The sequence below is a fragment of the Okeania sp. genome, from assembly GCF_983059655.1.
Window position 1 is genome coordinate 1 of sequence record NZ_CEZPJD010000022.1, and the last position, 18,807, is coordinate 18,807.

The following is an 18,807-nucleotide window of genomic DNA, read 5'->3' on the forward strand; positions in this document are numbered from 1 at the left end:
AAGTTTAAAAAGTATAATCGCGGACTCTTGCCTTATACAGATATGCCCAAAGTTTATGCTTCGACAAAAATAGTAATTGATGATGCTAACTCAGTGACAAAACAATGGGGTTCCACAAATTCACGAGTATTTGATGCCATTATTTCTGGTGCATTAGTTGTGACAAATGGAGAATTAGGAAATCAAGAATCTTTCGATGGAATATTGCCTACTTATAATTCCCGCGAATCTCTGGAAAATTTATTACGGGAGTACCTAACAAATGAGGAACTAAGATTAGCAAAAGTGGCAGAATTACAGAAAATAGTTGAGGAACAACACACATACAAACATCGTGCCCAAACAGTATTTACTGCCTTACGCGAAAAAATGAGTAATAGTTTCCGCATCGGCATAAAAATCGGAGTTCCTGACTGGAAGCAGGCGCAAGAATGGGGAGATTATCATTATGCCTTAGCTATGAAACGGCAATTTGAAATATTAGGTCATTCCGTCAGAATTGATATTTTGCCAGAATGGGAAACGCCGAAAAGTTTTGGAGATGATGTGGCAATTGTGATTCGTGGTTTGAGTCGTTATCAACCAAAGTCTTATCACATTAATTTGATGTGGAATATTAGTCATCCAGATAAAGTTGAGTTAGAGGAATATGAAGAATATGACCAAGTATTTGTAGCCTCCTATTCCTACGCCGAAGAGTTGCAAAAACAAGTAAAAGTTCCAGTACAAACTTTGCTCCAATGTACCGACAAAAATTTGTTTTATCCAGACAAAGAAGGTTATGAAGAAGGAGGAGAAATATTGTTTGTCGGTAACTCTCGCAAAGTTTATCGCCAGATAGTAAAAGATGCCGTCGAAGCAGGTTTAAAAATAGATGTTTATGGTACAAACTGGGAAAATTTATTGCCCAGTGGTTATTTAAAAGGAGAATATATTCCCAATGAAATTTTACGACGTTATTACAGTAAATGTGGCGTGTTATTAAACGACCATTGGGATACTATGCGAAAAAAAGGATTTATTTCCAATCGTTTATTTGATGCTGCTGCTTGTGGAGCAACAATTATTTCTGACAAAATTTCAGGTTTAAAAAAAGTGTTTGGAGATAAAATTTCTACTTATAATTCTAGAGAAGATTTACCAAAAGTAGTAGAAAATTGTTTACAGCAAAAAAGTCAGAATATTGGAGAAAAATTAGAGTTAGCAAAATATATCCGAGAGAATCATACTTTTGAGAAAAGAGTAGGAGAAATGCTGGAGGCGATCGTCATTTTACATCAGAAAAAAATGCAACGTCCTAATTAGTAGTTGTAGAGTGGGCAAATACCAACTTCTAAATAGGATTTGCTGATTTGATGCTAAACTATCCTAGATTTAATCTAAATTTCACTAAGCAAGAATGAAAGGCTATATCAGAAAATGAAATTTTTAAAACCAACTGACCCCTTATCAACTTTAGGTAGACTAGAAAAATCAGTCATTATAAATGGAGTAGTACATTTAGAAGGCTGGGTAGTTTCCTTTGACAAGAAGCCATTAGATAGAATCCAAGTTACTGTTGCAGGCCAAGAATTTAGTAATTTGGAAATATCTCACAGTCTGCCTTCTCCTGATGTCAATAAGAATTATCCCAACATTCTAGGAACAGACAAAGCAAGATACATTATTAAAATATCTCTGACTCCTCAACAGCAGCAACAACTTAAAAATTCTTTAGTAGTATTAACTCCCATATACCAAGGGCAAGCAGGTGGAATAATGCCTAATGTATTAGACCCCTCAATACCTCTTCCCAGTCAAGAATATATTAAATTTGTCGGGGATCATTTCACAGATGTGGCCTTCGACTTTCTCGGCTATTTTATCCAGAGGGTGGGTCTAGAAGCTAACGACAAAGTATTGGATGTTGGTTGTGGTGTAGGTCGTCTTGCCTATTCTTTAGCTTATTATCTAACTCCCCAAGGTAGATATGTAGGTTTTGATATTGCCGAAAAATTAATTAAATGGGCACAATCAGAGATTACTTCGAGATTTCCTAATTTTAACTTTCAGGTAGTCAATATTTACAATCAGATGTACAACCCAGAGGGAAATGTCAAAACTTTGGATTTTATCTTTCCCCACAAGGATAAAAGTTTCGAGCTGGTGTTTTTGATTTCTGTTTTTACTCATTTGCGGGCAAAGGAAGTACGTCATTATCTCAATGAGATTGCTAGAGTATTAAAACCAGGTGGTCGATGCTTGTGTACTTGTTTTTTGTTAAATCTAGAATCAGAGTCAGCGATCGCTAAAGGTAGAGGCGCTCATAAAATGGTACATCAACTGGAAGAGTGTTTTACCAGTAATCCTCAAATGCCAGAAGCAGCTATTGGTTACAAGGAAACCTTACTATTGAGTTGGATGCGAGAGCGAGAGTTAAGCGTAGTGGGTAAATATTATGGTCAGTGGTGTGGGCGGAATAAGTTTACCAGTTATCAAGATATATTAGTGTTGCAGAAAAATTAAGATTCAAAATCAGTTTTCTAATGAAAATTCAAACAATTAATTAAGTATCTAATGAAGGAAGAATATTACAAAAAATGGCAACTAAATCAACCATAAACCAAAAGGAATTTATATTAATTAGAGAAGCTTTATTAGCAAGTTACATTGATGAAACAGGAAGTATTAAATTTACTGAGGCAGATATACCTCGTATCGATCACGATCCTAATCCGATGATTGATGTTGCTAATGGAAAACACAAATGTCTTGGACTGTTAGTAGAATGTGCTTCTACTAATCGTTTAATTAATAGTATAAATTTAACTCATGAAAGTTGGATTAATGCTCATCAGATATCCAAAGTAGCTGAAAATGAAATTTTGTCTCCAGAGGAAACATCTGGAGAAAATAAAGTTATTAGTATAATTGATTTACCTAAAATTGATTTCCACCTAATTAAGCAAAGAATAGCTAACGGTAGTAGAAAAGAACGCACCGTTAGTATTTTTGTAAAAAGAGTAGGCAATGGTGGGACAAAAGACTTTGCAATTTGGGGATTATCCGGACTACAAATTGCAGTCTTTAACAGGCAAGACTGGCATTTCATATCCGGAAAAGCCACGAAAACAACTGTAGATTTATACCCCAATGGATGGGTAAGATTGTCAGCTACATATAACGCGAGTAACGATGATATTTATTTTGGTACATCTGACGGAAGTAATTCCATATACATGGGAGAAAATCAGAAGCAATTTTATTTATACGGACCACAACTTGAAGATTTATCAGAAGTCACCTCATATATTCCAACTGATGAAACACAAAAATTAAGAGGTACAGATATAGTATACATCCATGATGCATACTACCAGGGTAACCATCAGAAAAAAAGACAACATATAGATATAAGTAATATAGAATTTAAAAAAATTGAAAAATTTAATCAAGAGCAAATCAGTTGTTGGCGAAATGATATTTCTGAGATGTTAACTCTAGTGGAAAATTTAGTCAATAAAGGGGAATATGAAAAAGCAGTCATATATTATGGCTTAAGTTTATACTTAAATTCAGAGCAAGTCATAAATTGCTCTCAATTACTTACTAGATTTGCTAGGGAGGGATTGATAATAAAAATCATTGAATCCTTAGAGAATCTTTTACTGGGCGAGGAAAATAAAATCAAACTTTTCCATAATTTTTCTGTGGGTCTGGCAAAACAAAATTTAATTGATGAAGCTATAACTTGTTGGCAAAAATCACCTCAAAAGATACCTAGTTTGAGAAAAATAACTGAAAATATATGGCAAGACATAAATCAACAAACACAGTTTGATGCTTGTGATGATTTATATAGAATAGCATTGAATCCAGAAGAAGTTCGAGAACACTTAAGAGTCACAAGCAAATATACAGTTATTGATTTAAATAATTTAACTAATGACAATATAGAAATTATTGAAGCTGCAGAACTATCTTTGGTTAATGTTAAATTTATGAGGCGTGAGGGTATTGCAATAGAAAATCTTTATATTAATGGTTATTCTTGCGACTCTAAATTTAGACTGTCAGAAAAAGTCAAAAAAAATACCAATTCTTCATGGGATTTATTGAACGAAACGAGAGACTTTCAGCAAAGCATTATTGAAACAGGTTATGTATATACAATATGTCCAGTTACTGGAAAAATCCTCAAAAGTAATCAATCATTTTATTTTCTATATATAAATGACAGAGGAATTCCTTTGTGCTTTTATCGGTTTGTGGGGTGTGAAGTATTTTACTTAATAGTAGGAGGATGGGATGGAGCAAAAATAGGCATTTATTTACCTAGACTTGATTTAGTGATTCATTGGAGTATTGCTTGGGGAAAAAGATTAGATTACAAACTATTAATCGATGAATTTAAAACAAAATTTGTAATTAATGGTTCAGTTGTTAAGAACTATATATCAAGTAAAGACAATAAGATAATTACAGCTATAGTTGGTTCTTACTTTAATTTAGGACACTACTTTTGGAATGAACTAGCTGGGCTACAATATTTATATGAATCTGGAATTTTAGAAAAAGTTGACAAGTTTTTGATAGCTCCCCATAATCGATTAGATATAGCCGAAATTTTTCCAGAAATCCCAAAAGAAAAAATCACATCTGTGTCAGATTTTCAGAGTATATTTTCCACAATACTACATAAAAATTATTTCGTAGTTAGAGCCACAGAATCTTGCATTAGAAAAGGATTATCTAGCAGAGTCTACCAAGCTAGCATGAAAAAATGCAGTCAGTCTTTCCTAGAAAAAGTAGAACAATCTCAGACATACTTTCCTCTGTTATGGATAAATCTTCGTCACCATAACAAATGTTGGACAAATCAAATAGAAGGAAATGCCAATATCATCACAAATCTCTCTCAGGAGTATCCAAATATGGCCGTCATTTTTGATGGGATGGCTGACACAAAAGAGTTGATGGAAAAAATTACAGCACTTATACCCTCTAATGTTAAAACATATGATGGTACTACCTGTACTATGAATGAAACTATTTATTGGGCTTATGCTGTAGACACATATATAGCAGTAGTAGGTTCTGGACTTACTTTTTTAAGTTGGTTGGCTAATAAACCGGGCATAGCACATGGAAATCATGCACACCTATCTCAGGGAAAGTTTTGGGGAGAAGTTCGTGAAGAAGGTATACCTCCTGTGTTTATAGACAAAGATTATGTGTTCGATCAAACAAATGTACCAGGAATTTACCGAAACTATGATTGTGATTGGAAAATTATTTATGATGAGCTAATAAAAATCATTAAAAATCTAGAGTTGCCATTAAATCAGGAAAAAAAAAATTTGCTTACTAAAAAGTACCAAACAGAATTAAACAACTGGCAACGTCAGCTAAAAGAAATCAAGAAAAATTTAGAATGAACGAATAAAAAATTGCATATTTAATCAAACAAACAAGAAATCCTAATTTGATAACAAATGAGTCAATATATAATTATCACTTCAATTAATGAAGCAACCAAGGCAGTTAAGAGTTTTGCCAATCTTCCAGAGTGGCACACTATAGTAGTTGGCGATCGCAAAAGTCCTTTAAATTGGTCTTGTGAAGGAATAGATTTTATTTCAGTTAGTCAGCAAGCATTACTAAACTTTAAGCTCTGTCAGCTATTACCCTTTCATCATTATTCCCGAAAAATGGTAGGGTATTTAGCAGCTATTCAAAGGGGAGCAACTTTAATTTTTGATACTGACGATGATAATATTCCCAAAGATAAAATAGTTCTTCCTGAAGTTGATAACAAGGCACTTAGCATACCAAAAGACTTAGGTTTTATCAATATTTACCAATGGTATACCCATCAGATGATATGGCCTAGAGGGTTGCCTTTGAGATTTGTCAAGCAATCTACTGAATGGATGAGTCAAATAATACCTGTTCCTAATAACTGTCAAGTAAAAATATGGCAAGGACTTGCTGATGGTGATCCTGACGTGGATGCAATTTATAGATTAACCAACAATACACCTTGTTATTTTCATAATCGAGGTAACTTGGTATTGGACTCTAAAACAATTACACCATTTAATTCTCAGGCAACATTTTTTACTAAAGACTCTTTTCCATTGCTATATTTGCCTAGTACAGTATCATTTCGTTTTACTGACATTTTGCGTGGGATTGTTGCCCAACCTATATTATGGCATAAGAATTGGAATTTAGGCTTTACCAATCCTATTGTCTTTCAAGAGCGTAATGAACATGATTTTATGAAAGATTTTGAGGAGGAAGTTCCTGTGTTTTTGCAAGTTGAGGAAACACTCGCAGTGGTCGAAAAAGCATTAAACCCTTCAATGGGTATTACAGAAATGTTGATGGCTGCATATATAGCTTTGAAAGATCAAGGAATTGTAGAGTCAGGAGAAATTGATTTGTTAAACGCATGGCTTGAGGATTTAAGTTTGATTGATGTTGGCAATTAAGTTATCATAACTTTGGTAATTCTTTTTTTACTTGTGCTAAGGCAGTTAAATATAAATTCATTTCATCTTTAATCTGCTGTAAGCGGTATGAAAGTATCTCTATACTTTGATTGATCAAGTTCAATTCTGTTTTAAATTGCTCAATCATTGATTGATAAGTCTCTTGCCAAACTCTTGCATAATACCAAAAATTATCATTAATCAATCCCATAGTAATATAGGGGTGACTCGAAGGTAACTGATTGTTTCTTATTGTTTCTAATTGACTAGGAATAGGTTTAGGTCCATGAAAATGAAGTATCTTAATCTCTTGATTAATTTCCCAGTAAGGTTTCCAATTCATTGTTAAATCTAACCTATTCCACTTTCCCCGAAAATACCTTTTATAAGCTCCTTGATCGTAAGACTGCTGCAACAATTCACCTAAATTTTGATCTATAAATTTGTTGAAATCTTCATGAACATCTAAAAGATTTCTAGTATTCATATACATCACACCAGTGTTAACTTGATTAACCCAATCATTAGGGTTTTCTTGTGGCGCTATGGCAAAATACTTACAGGTTAAATTCTGAAGATAATCAACCATATCATTAAAAAACATTACATCACAATCTGTATACAAAACATACTCATCTTTGATACCGTGAATTTCAACTATTTTGGGGATTTCTACTCTCAAAAATGCTCCTGCTGCAGTAGGTAAAGCATGGGGAAAAGATTGTTTTAATTGTTGATAGTGAGGAGTACGGTGAAAAATAATATTGACATTATTTTCTCTGAGCCATTTAGTCAACTCATTTTCTTGACCATCATAAATACAAAATGGCTCCAAGGTAGTATTTTTATTTGCCGTATATACAGCAACTTTAATTAGTTGCGAGTAATTTTCAAAGTAATTAGAAAAATCATTAATTCCAAAAAACCATTTCATTATTATTCTCCTTAGTTAGTAAAAAAATATCTGTATTGACTATTCATATTTTGCATAAATATTTCCCCATAATGATTTTTGATAAGTAGACTTAGACTCTATAGAATAAAAAAGTTGTGCTTCACCGACCCATTCAGATATTGCTAGCTTTGACTGGTCCTCTTGAGTAAAGTTAAAGAGACTATATCCCAAACTTACTAAGTGTTGAATACTTTTTTTCGCATTATCGATAAACTCGATAGTAAATTCAAATGATAAATAAGGTATAGGTTGTGAAAGTCCTTGTAACACTTGATGCTCAAAACCCTCCACATCAATTTTACAAAACTGTGGCAGACCCCAAGTTTTAATCATTTCGTCTAGAGTCGTCACTTCTACCGTGACTTTCTTCTCCCATTTTTGGTTAGCAAAACGACCTGTTTTCCATTGCTCGGAAAAAGTTGACAACACATTTGCTTGATCGCATATTGACAATTCTAACTGTCCCGACTTTGCTGCTAAACCTTTGTTGACGATCGCTACGTCTTGATTATTCTGATATTTTTTTGTTAGAAATTCCACACAATGTGGTTGAGGTTCAAAACATATTACCTTGGCACCTATACTTAAATATAAGTCGGTTTTCAAACCTTGGTTTGCCCCAACATCAAAAACTAAATCTCCTCTGTTGACAAATTGGCCAATAAAATTGTGGATTGAACTCCGAGGCTTACTTACAACCTCCGTTGAGAATTGACTATCACTTTGTTGAGTCGGTTCTTCCCAGGTTCCATACCCATGCTTATATAAAGGTTCACTATTCCAGGGATCGAAAGGAATCAACTTTTTAGCTTGTAAGTGAGGACGGAAGAAAAACTTGCAATTTTCATTTAGCATTGCTGCGGTAAAAGAAAAAGTGCTGTTAGAAATAGCTAAAACATCACATTGGGTCAAAACATAAAACTCTGGATAAAAATCTGCCTCTGGCAGTTGAACACCTAAATCTTTGATTGTTATCGGATTATAATCAGCAAAATCACCTACGACTCCTGCTAATTCATCACTTGCAATAAACAATATTGGTTCGTCCAAAGTTTCCCACAAACCTTCTAGCCATTTTTTGTAAGAAGCAGTGGGAGCAACAAAAGTATAACTTCTTTGAAGTTTTTGGTAATCGCCACGTCGTAAATGTATGCCAACAATAGTTTTACCACGCTCTCGTAACTTATTTACAGCATCTCTCATTCTGACTTCTACTTGTTGCACTGGTTGAAATAGGGAATGAAAAAAATCTTTATAAGGAGCATAATACTTAGTATGAAGTTGATAAACAGGACCACTAAATTCTACATTTTTGTAGGGTTCTTTGGCATTAAGAATTGCCAAACCAGAATCAGCAAACTCGGGCAAAGTTTGAGAAATTGGTGGATCGTTATGACCGAATAAATATTGACCTACCCAGGGTGCTGTTTGTACTCGTACATCATGTTCTTTTTGATGAATTTTTAAGAGGGTATATAAAAATATCTGATTGCCAAAGCGAGCTTTACTTAGGAGCGACATCGTAACCAATGGCTTTTTGATATAAAAAGCATCTCCCCAAGACGGGTGGGGAGTTTTTGTTGCTACTCTTTGAAAACCATTTTGGTCTAGAAACTCGTCTAATTCATCAATTAATACACATCCTTCATAAAGTTCTTCATAATTAACTTCCGTATTAATTGCATCAACATATCGTAACCAATTAGTTGCACCTTGCAAAGCCAATAATTCTGCACCTTGGATGTCAATATTGAGTATATTGTAGTCCGAAGGATTAAGTTTTAGTTCTTGCAATAATGTGTCTAATTTTTTAGATTCTACTTTAACTTTATGAGTTTCTTTAATGTGAGGATAAATCTCTTGATGCTTTTTCAGAGGAAGAATTGAACTACTTTGTTCATTAGAAGTTACATGAAGGTCAACTGTAGCATTTTCATTACTAATTGCACAATTGACAGTTTTGACATTTGGATAAGATGCTACCTTAGTTTGTAATCGTTCACAGACAACAGGATTAGCTTCAATAAATAATACATTTTTGACTTCCATTTTTTTGTAGTAATTGAATTCTTGACCTTCATGTGCTCCTACATGAATTACACCTTTAGGGTTAATTGAGTGTTCAATGCAGAGTTGAGGTACATCTAATAGTCTCTGCTTTTCACCTAATACATTATCTAGAAAACGTTCATTTACTGCTAAGTAATTACTATACTGATAGTTTTCATCACTAGGAACAAACTCTGGTTTATATTCTAGTCTGTCTTGTAAAACTTTAAAGATTGAGTAACGATATTTTTGCAGATAATCAAATACTTGCTTAAGAGTTATTTGAGCATCTTTATATGTACCACCATACTCAAATTGAATGTAGTCTATTTTTCCTCTCTGTAAACTTTGTTTTGCTCCCAATAAAACATCTAATTCACCTCCTTCTACATCCACTTTAAGGAAACTAATTCTTCTAATCATTTCTTGTTGGCAGTAACTATCAATAGTAGTTGTCAAAACTCCAATTTGTTCTGGAGGTTCCAACCAACCTTGTTTTTCTACTTGGGTTCGTCTCTTAAATGTACTTAGTAAATGATGTCTTTTATAACTAAAAAAAGTTTTAACTCCTGGTGCTTCAGAAATCCCTAAACAGTTAGTAATGTTTTTTGTATCAGGGAAATATTGAGATATTTTTTCTCCTAAAATACTATATTTATGTGGAGTGGGTTCAAACAAGTGAACTTCAATATTTGAACAATGCCGTAATACCTCGAATGTCCATTCTCCTATACTTGCACCAACATCAAATATTACATTCCTTTCAGTAATAAACTTTTGAATAATCGCAATTTCTGAACCTGTAATTGCTCCTTTTGCTGGTATTGAATCAAGAGGTACTGTCTGATTTTTAGTATTTTCTATATATGGTTGAGGTTGAATATTTCTAACGTTCTCTAGTTCTTTTTTGGCCTGCAATAACTGAGATTTTGTATCTTCTAATTCTTGATGCTTTTGTTGTAATTTGGATTGAGATTGTTCCAATACTCCCATTGTTTCCCCAAGTTGAGAATGAGACTGCTCCAAAACCTCCATAGTCTCACTCAACTGAGACTGATACTGCTCCAACAACTCCTCACTCTCCCGTAATTGAGACTTAGCTTCCTCCAACTCTTCCTGTAACTCCGACTCTGGCCCCGACTGCTTCTGTGCTAACTCTGCCTTCACCTGCTCTAACTCTTCCTGTTTCTGCTGCAACTTACTTTGCGACTCCTCCAAAGTCACCATCGTCTTTTCCATCTGAGACTGATACTCTTCCAAAACCCCCATAGTCTCACCTAACTGCGACTGCGACTGCTCTAATAACTCCTCACTCTCCTGTAACTTGGACTTAGTTTCTGCCAACTCCTGCTTAACTTCCCCATCTGACTCCGACTGCTGTTGCTCCCCTTTTTCCTTAAGTTGATATAACTCAAAGTGAGTTTGCTCCAACTCCCCCAATACCTCATCTAACTGAGATTGCGATCGCTCTAACTCTTCTCTAACGTCATGCAACTCGGATTTAGTTTTGTCCAACTCCTGCTGAGTTTGTTGCCACTTAGTCTTAGCTTCTTCTAGTTCTTTTTCTACTGTTGCTGCCATTAATTTATTTTCCCCTTAATTTTTTCAGTAATATTACCAAGGCCTCGATAAAATCAAATTCTAAAAATTAAATTATTTAACTATACTGAGTAAGTGACTTTATCCTACCTCTATTTGTTCCAAATATTCCTAATTTTTATTTTTTTCACAAAAATTCTGGTTTAATTTCTTCTGTTGAATATTTATGTAGTATTTTTGCTCATTTCTTATATGTTTAACTTTCAATTTAATTAAATCTGTCCTCTACCCATTTACTTTTCACTACCTACTAAAACTTTATTCTGAATTTTCATTGTCCGCTTCATCAACTTTTGCCATTCTGTGGAACTTGTTAGTTTCTCACTATCAAACTCTAGACCTTTTTGCTGATAGAAATTCGCAAAACTATCTAACCATTCCATTACTATTTCTGTCCTAGAATTTTCAGTATATTTCAAAGATTTCTGAAGGCGCTCTTGCATTTCAACTAAATCACCTTTTTGGTAAGCATACCAAGCTTCCCAAACTAATAGTTGATATTCTGTTTTACTCTCAGATTTAGAATTTCTCAGAATTGCTTGTTGATACTGTATTTTTTCTAATTCTGACTGAGTTTGTGTTAGTTGAGACTTTATTTTTACTAATTCTTTCTGTGAGTTTTGTTGTTGAGATTGAGATTGTTGTAATAATATTTCTGTCTGTCTCCATTGAGTCTGAACTTGTTGCAATACTGTCTGAGTTTCCTGTAATTGTAGTTGCTGATTTTTTCGTTCTTCATCAGTTTGATGTAGCTGAGTTTGAAACTCTTCTAATAGTGTTTTTGTCTGTTTCATTTGAGAGTGAGATTTTTGCAATAGTGTTTCAGTTTGTTGCAGTTGTGAATTAGATTCTACTAATTCTGTTTGAAGTTCTTGCATTTGTAGGTTAGTGCGCTTCAGTTCTTGCTTTGTTTTATGTAATTGAGATTTGGATATTTCCCATTCCTGCTGATTTTTTTTAAGTTCTTTGAGTTGTGTTTCTGATTGTTGCAATATTGTTTCTTTTTGTTTGAGTTGAGAATTAGATTCTGTTAACTCGGCTTGAGTTTGATTTAGTTTAGATTGAGTTTGTTGTAATTCTTGGCTAGTTTTTTGCAATTCAGATTCAGATTTTTCTAATTTCTGTTGATGCTTTTGTAGTTGAGAGCTAGATTCTGTTAACTCGGCTTGAGTTTGATTTAGTTTAGATTGAGTTTGTTGTAATTCTTGGCTAGTTTTTTGTAACTCATATTCAGACTTTTCTAATTCTTGTTGATGCTTTTGAAGTTGAGAATTAGATTCTACTAACTGGGCCTGTTTCGCCTGTAACTGTGACTGAGATTCTTGTAATATTGCCTCGGTTGCTGTGAGTTTTGTTTGAGAGTTTTCCCACTCTTCTTGAGTTTGGTATAACTGATGTTTGTAAACTACTAATTCGCTTTTAGTTTCAGATAAATTATGTTTTGTATATCCTAATTCTGCCTGAGTTTGTTTCAGTTGTGAGTGAGAGTTTTCTAGTGCTTGTTCTGCATTTGTCAACTGCTCATGACATTGTTGTAAACTCTTCTCATTTTCCATTAACTGAACCTGAGAATTTTCCCATTCTTCTTGAGTTTGGTGTAGCTGACTTTGATCAAATTTTAATGTAGCTTGAGTCTCATACAAATTATGTTTTACTTTGCCTAATTCTGCTTGAGTTTGTTTATTTTGAGATTCAGATTTTTCTAACAATACTTCTGTTTTTTCTAGCTGAGATTGAGATTTATGCCATACTGATTCTGTTTGCCGAAGTCTATAAGTAAATTGTTCTAATTCTTCTTGAGTTTGATGTAGTTGTGACTGATTTTGTACAAGCTCTCCTTGAGTTTGGTGTAGTTCAGATTTTGTTTGGATAAGTTCTTTTTCTATTTCTTGATATTTTTTTAATTCACTTTCAGTCTGATGTAGTTTTGACTGGCATTGTGTTAGCTCAGTTTGAGTTTTATCTAATTGAGATTTTGCTGTAGCTAGTTCATTTTCTGTTTGATCAAATCTGGATTGAATATGTTCAACCTTTTTCAGTTGAGACTGAGTTTCTTCTAATACTGTTTCTGTGGCGTGGAGTTGCTTTTGAGATTCTAATAATGTTGTTTCGGTAGTATCGATTTGAGAAGCAGATTTTTCTAACTCATCTCGCGTTTGTGTTAATTTAGATTTGGTTTGTGTTAGTTCTAATTGACTTTGTTGGTATCGATATTTATATTCTTCTACTTCTACTAGTAAGTTTTTATTCTGACTTTCTGCGCTACAGGAATTCATCCAGTCCTGAAAAGCCCAAATTCTATAGGGAGATGATTTGATTTTTCCTTGCCAGGAAAAGTCTGGTATTTCATCGACTGGTTTCCAAGCTCTTGCTTCTAATTCCTGGTACATTTCTATAGCTTCAGGAAAGTAATAATCTATGAGAGTCGATCTATGGTCTTCTGTTGATAATTGATTATTAAATAATGATGCTTCGTAGATATTGGCAGCCGGATAATTAAAGTTTGTCTTAAATTTTTCATTTATTGCTTCAATAAATAGGTCTTGATTACTGATGATTGTTTGAATATTTGTCAATAGACAACTATTAGCAGCATGATTATAAAAATCAATAATTTTTTGATTGTAGTGTAACCATGATTTAACTGCTAATTCTGGTTGATTTTGAAATATTTTATCTTGCCTATTATACAGAGAATTAACTACTTCCCAAGGGGAACGATAAATTAATAAAAATTTGGCATTTGGCAGTAGGTTTGCCCAAAAATCTAGGAACAAAGTTGTACGGGGTTCTTTCCATCCCCAATTTCCACTTATAGAATTTTTGGCGATAATTTCTTTTGCTCTTTCTACAAAATTTTCTTCTATATCTATTCTTTCTTGGAGGGTCCAACCATCTGCATCTATTCCTTGAGATTCTAATACTTGTTGATGAAATTCATAGAAGTCTAAATTTTCAAAATATCCTTGAGGATTATCTTCTGTTCCCTCCATTAATTTCCGACCAATGTGTAAACCAGAACTTTGGAGTATGGAAGCTGTTAAAGAACTTCCAGAACGGTGCATACTGGTAATAATTAGAGTTGATTTTTCTGTTTTTTGTATCATATTAATTTTGACGATGTATTGGTTATTAATATTACTATATAATTTTTACTTCGGATACCATCTGAGAAATGTCCAGGGTTGGCTAGGTGTTCCAAAGGTGTTAAGCGTTAAGAGTTTCCTGTTACAAATAAGTTACAGCAGTTTGCCACTTTCCGGGAGTACAAAATTTTGGCAAGTAGGTAACAGATCCAGAAAGTAACACAAAAAAGGGAATAGAGATTAATCTAAAACTATACCTCACCATCCACCAAAAGTTCTGTATATAGTTTAAATGCTTAAGGGCTTACAATCAAACTATTTATTGAAAAAAAAATTCAGCCTATAATAAAACTTTTAATTTACTCTGGTAAATTTAGTAATATTTGTTCAAGCTAAGTGACATAGAAAAACATTTACTATATGATGTTAACTACATCAGGTAAATTTTATTCGTAAGCATTTAGCCGTCAGCTATTAATTTTGGGTAAGGTAAAAGCAACCTTTGAAATTGAGAAAGAATATAAGCTACTGCTAAAGTCCCCGGACTAAACCTTAGAAGTAATTATTTATTACTATAGTCATTTAACTTTAGATTGAGACAAAGCTTTCTTGCTCTGAGGAGGTTTCAGAGGAAAAAACGTCTCATTTTTAAGTTAAACAACTATAATTACTGAATTTTAGCGCATTCCAAAGGAATAGCTGACTACTAATAGCTCTTTGCGCAGCATTCTGCAGGAAATGCTTATTTTTATTCTGTACTAAAATTGATAGACAGAATTAACCGACTAGACATCTCTAACAATAAAAAATCAAATCAATTATGTATGACACAGAAATTATCAATTATTTCTCCCTACTCCTTCTTTTCTAGAGATGTCTACTAAAATACTGTAGGATATTAACAGCTAATAAGTAATATTGCCCAACTACAGAACTATCAAATAAAGGAAATTTTAAATAATAATGTCAACCTCAACAATAGCAACAGAAACAGAAAGCAGCGTTAACTATCTTCGTACTGCCAATAAATTACTAAGAGAAGGTAATTTAGCAGAAGCTGTTGATGCTTACCAACAAGTAATTAAACTTAATCCCCAATCAGCCGTAGCTTATCAAAACTTGGGAGAAGCTCTTAGTTTACAAGGAAATTTAGAAGCAGCAGCAAATATATATCACCAAGGAATTCAACTGCAACCAAACTATCCTTGGTCTTACTATAATTTAGGGGAAATTCTCATTAAATTAGATAGATTTGATGAGGCAGCAATTTATCTAAATCAAGCGATTGAAATTAATTCAGAATTTCCCAAATTTTATAGTAGTTTAGGATTGGCTTTGGCAAAACAAGGATTATTTGATGAAGCAATAGCTGCTTATCACCATGCTATTGAAGTTGACCAAAACTTTGCTTCAGTTTATCAATATTTAGGGGAAGCTCTAGCACATAAAAAAGAGTGGCATGAATCTATAGATGCGGTTAATCAAGCGATTGAAATTAATCCTTATTTGCCAGAATATCATTTGAGTTTAGGTAAGGTTCTAGAAAATTCTGGTCAACTCGAACAAGCAATTATTTCTTACCGTCACGCTCTTGATTTAAACCCAAATTTAGCAGAAACTTACTATTATATTGGACTAGGTTTAACTAAGTTACAAAAATGGGAGGAAGCCATTGATGCTTGTATGCAAGCTATTTCCCTAAATCTCAAAAATGCCGAAGTTTATCATCATTTAGGAGCAGCTTTAGCCCAATTAAAAAAATGGGAAGAAGCTATTGCTGCCTATGAAAATGCAATTGAATTTAATCCTAATGTAGCAATAATCCATCATCAGTTAGCTTATGCTTTTGCTCAACTCAAAAAATGGGAAGAGGCTATTGCTGAGTATCGTGAAGTTCTCAGAATTAATCCTAATTCAGCCGTTGTGTATGACCAGTTGGGAGAAGCATTAACAGAAATACAAAAGTGGGAAGAAGCAATAAATTGTTATCAAAAAGCTGTGGAAATTAAACCAGATAATCAAAAGTTTAATCAGCATCTACAAGAGGCATTAGCCAGAAGACAACAACAGAATAAAACTGTCATAGATTCTCACTTGAAGTTAGCAGAAATGATGGAACAACAAGGGTTTATTGAAGAGGCTATTGCTGCTTATCGTCGAGTGGTAAATCTTAATCCCACTTCTGCGGATATTCACCATAAATTAGGATATGCTTTGGCAAGTTTAGATAATTGGAATGAGGCGATCGCTTCTTATAATAGAGCAATTGAACTTCATCCAAATTCGGGTGTTGTACATTATCATTTGGGCGAAGCTTTGACTCATTTAGGCTTAGATGAACAAGCAATATCTTCTTTAGAAAAAGCTATTGAACTTGCACCAGATTTATCTAGCGCTCATCAAGCTTTAGAAAATTTACAGGCAAAATAAAGAATAGGGAGTAGGGGAGTAGGGAATTAGGAAGTAGGGGAGTGGGGGAGAAGTAAACATAAGAATAATTAACATTAATTTAGGTAACTAGACAGTGCAAAGTTCTTGAAATAACTATTGCTAGTTAGGGCTTTCAGCAATCTTAAGGTTAAAAACTCTTTAATTGAGAACTGTAAGTATTGTAAGCCTTTTCCAGTAATATCAAATCCGGTTAAACAACCTCACAATCAATAGGCTCAAATCCTGATTAAGACGTAAAAAGAATTTTATATATGTCCGGATAAAAGGATACAATTTTTCTTCCTTGACAATGAATAGACCTTACTTCCCCACTCCCCTACTCCCTTTTTCTCTAGTGATAATAAATTGACCCTGCCTCTTAGGAAGGATTAAGGATGGGTTCACTCCGAAGAAATAATCTAGATATTTGTAGCAAATATTTATAAATTTGGTATTACTTAAAAATCACTTTTTTAATCAAATTTATTTTATTTTTGTATGGAGCATATCGCCAGTTTAAATCCAACCATAAACCCTTTTTCAATACACTTTTGTAATGGGAAAAAGTGTCAAAACTAGCCTTGCCATGATAACTACCAATACCACTATTTCCTACACCTCCAAATGGTAAAGATGTTACACCAACCTGCATCACAGTATCATTAATACAAGCATTACCAGAAGAAGTTTCTTTTAAAACTTGCTCTTGTTTCTGTTTGTTTCGAGAGAAAAAATAAAGTGCTAGGGGTTTAGGACGAGAATTAACAACAGCTATCGCTTCTCCTAAATCATCATATTCTAACACTGGCAAAATAGGTCCAAAAATTTCCTCTTGCATAATTAATGAATCCCAAGAAACTCCTTCAATAATTGTTGGAGCAATGTAGCGGTCTTCTGAATTAGTTTCACCACCAATAACTATTTTTCCATCTTGCAGTAAATTAGTTAATCTATTAAATTGCTTTTCATTAATAATCCGACAATAATCCTGACTCTTAGCCGGATTTTCACCATAAAATTCATCAATAGACTGTTTAATTTTCTCTAGCAAATCTGATTTAACCGCTCGATTTACTAACAAATAATCAGGAGCTATACAAGTTTGACCGGCATTAATAAATTTTCCCCAAGTTATACGTTTTGCCGTATATTCTAACTGAACATCAGCATCAACAATACAAGGACTTTTCCCTCCTAATTCTAAAGTAACAGGTGTGAGATTTTTAGCAGCAGCTTCCATAACTATTTTGCCTACTCTTGTACCTCCAGTAAAGAAAATATGGTCAAATCTTTCTGCTAATAACTGTTGACTTGTTTCCACTCCTCCCGTAATAGCAGCAATATAATTAGAGTCAAAAGTATGAGCAATTAAATCGGCAACAACTTCAGATGTATTAACAGCTATTTCTGAAGGTTTAATAATTGCACAATTTCCAGCAGCGATCGCTCCCAATAATGGATAAATAACTAATTGAAAAGGATAATTCCAAGGACCAATAATTAATACTACTCCTAAAGGTTCTGGATAAATTTTTGCTCTGCCAGGAAATTGTTCGATTGGAGTAGAAACTTTTTGAGGTTTTGTCCAAGATTTCAGTTTTTTAATCGTATCATTTATCTCTGCAAAAAAACCTAGTTCAAAATAAGCTTCAAATTGTGGTCTATTCAAATCTGCTTGCACGGCAGCAACTATTTTTTCTTGATAATCTGAAGCTGCCTGTTTTAAACGTTTAAGTTGTTCTATTCTAAATTCAACATTTTTGGTTTTTCCTGTAGCAAAAAATTGACGTTGTTCATTTAATATATTACTAATTGATGATTTGTCTAAAACCATAGTTTTTCTCCTAAATCAATCTGAGGATAAAAATTTTCCAGAATATTTTTATACTTCACTCATTACCTAGCATTTACTTAGGAAAAAATAGAGCAAATATCGAAGTCAAGAGTTAACTGTCAATCTTCTCTTATAGCAGAAGTAAAGAAGGAAGAAGAAAAAATCTGGAGTGGTCTGAGTTTTATAACTTTTGACCTGCCCTAACCTTGTACTTCGACCACTATAGCGTTTCCCAAGTTAATAGGGTACAGTTGTTTTTCTTCTTTATCAATTCCTACAGAACCATAATTACTACTCCCTACTCCCTAAAACCAAGAAATTTTGTACTTCACGCTTTTTGGGAATTGCTATATATTATTCTTAGTTATATATAGCTGT

General features: G+C 33.6%; 9 protein-coding genes. 5 read left to right on the plus strand and 4 right to left on the minus strand.

Annotated elements, in window-relative coordinates; genetic code table 11:
• From AC3DU7_RS02855 to AC3DU7_RS02870, 4 genes are all read left to right on the plus strand, one after another.
• A partial coding sequence (locus AC3DU7_RS02855; RefSeq protein ID WP_488037857.1) for a glycosyltransferase family protein occupies positions 1–1,305 on the plus strand: 1,305 nt, incomplete at its 5' end.
• A 114-nt stretch (positions 1,306–1,419) separates the two neighbouring features.
• A complete protein-coding gene (locus AC3DU7_RS02860; protein WP_488037858.1) occupies positions 1,420–2,505 on the plus strand; it encodes a class I SAM-dependent methyltransferase in 1,086 nt (361 codons plus the stop codon).
• A gap of 74 nt (positions 2,506–2,579) precedes the next feature.
• Complete coding sequence (locus AC3DU7_RS02865) at positions 2,580–5,417, plus strand: phage head spike fiber domain-containing protein (protein WP_488037859.1); 2,838 nt, start codon at positions 2,580–2,582, stop codon at positions 5,415–5,417.
• Between the two features lie 57 nt (positions 5,418–5,474).
• The gene (locus AC3DU7_RS02870; RefSeq protein ID WP_488037860.1) at positions 5,475–6,476 is read left to right on the plus strand and encodes an STELLO glycosyltransferase family protein; all 1,002 of its coding nucleotides are present in this window, start codon (positions 5,475–5,477) and stop codon (positions 6,474–6,476) included.
• Between the two features lie 4 nt (positions 6,477–6,480).
• On the opposite strand, the gene AC3DU7_RS02875 is transcribed toward AC3DU7_RS02870, so the two are convergent.
• The 3 genes from AC3DU7_RS02875 to AC3DU7_RS02885 form a co-directional block, all read right to left on the minus strand.
• Positions 6,481–7,410 (minus strand): hypothetical protein, encoded by a 930-nt coding sequence (locus AC3DU7_RS02875; protein ID WP_488037861.1) that lies wholly within the window; start codon positions 7,408–7,410, stop codon positions 6,481–6,483.
• Between the two features lie 39 nt (positions 7,411–7,449).
• Positions 7,450–11,061, minus strand: a complete 3,612-nt coding sequence (locus AC3DU7_RS02880) for an FkbM family methyltransferase (RefSeq protein ID WP_488037862.1) — start codon at positions 11,059–11,061, stop codon at positions 7,450–7,452.
• A 251-nt stretch (positions 11,062–11,312) separates the two neighbouring features.
• Entirely contained in the window at positions 11,313–14,186 is a 2,874-nt protein-coding gene (locus AC3DU7_RS02885) for a sulfotransferase (RefSeq protein ID WP_488037863.1), read from the minus strand.
• Positions 14,187–15,128: 942 nt separating this feature from the next.
• Here AC3DU7_RS02885 and AC3DU7_RS02890 point away from each other — a divergent pair.
• The gene (locus AC3DU7_RS02890) at positions 15,129–16,595 is read left to right on the plus strand and encodes a tetratricopeptide repeat protein (protein ID WP_488037864.1); all 1,467 of its coding nucleotides are present in this window, start codon (positions 15,129–15,131) and stop codon (positions 16,593–16,595) included.
• A gap of 454 nt (positions 16,596–17,049) precedes the next feature.
• Here the strand turns inward: AC3DU7_RS02890 and AC3DU7_RS02895 are convergent, their stop codons facing one another.
• Positions 17,050–18,429: an aldehyde dehydrogenase gene (locus AC3DU7_RS02895; protein ID WP_488037865.1), complete on the minus strand. Its 1,380-nt coding sequence runs from the start codon at positions 18,427–18,429 to the stop codon at positions 17,050–17,052.
• Between the last annotated feature and the right edge of the window lie 378 nt (positions 18,430–18,807).

Excerpts from the sequence above, each read along its gene's own strand:
- AC3DU7_RS02870 (WP_488037860.1), top strand. The coding sequence starts at position 5,475 with ATGAGTCAATATATAATTATCACTTCAATTAATGAAGCAACCAAGGCA.
- AC3DU7_RS02885 (WP_488037863.1), bottom strand. The coding sequence starts at position 14,186 with ATGATACAAAAAACAGAAAAATCAACTCTAATTATTACCAGTATGCAC.
- AC3DU7_RS02880 (WP_488037862.1), bottom strand. The coding sequence starts at position 11,061 with ATGGCAGCAACAGTAGAAAAAGAACTAGAAGAAGCTAAGACTAAGTGG.
- AC3DU7_RS02865 (WP_488037859.1), top strand. The coding sequence starts at position 2,580 with ATGGCAACTAAATCAACCATAAACCAAAAGGAATTTATATTAATTAGA.
- AC3DU7_RS02890 (WP_488037864.1), top strand. The coding sequence starts at position 15,129 with ATGTCAACCTCAACAATAGCAACAGAAACAGAAAGCAGCGTTAACTAT.
- AC3DU7_RS02875 (WP_488037861.1), bottom strand. The coding sequence starts at position 7,410 with ATGAAATGGTTTTTTGGAATTAATGATTTTTCTAATTACTTTGAAAAT.
- AC3DU7_RS02860 (WP_488037858.1), top strand. The coding sequence starts at position 1,420 with ATGAAATTTTTAAAACCAACTGACCCCTTATCAACTTTAGGTAGACTA.
- AC3DU7_RS02895 (WP_488037865.1), bottom strand. The coding sequence starts at position 18,429 with ATGGTTTTAGACAAATCATCAATTAGTAATATATTAAATGAACAACGT.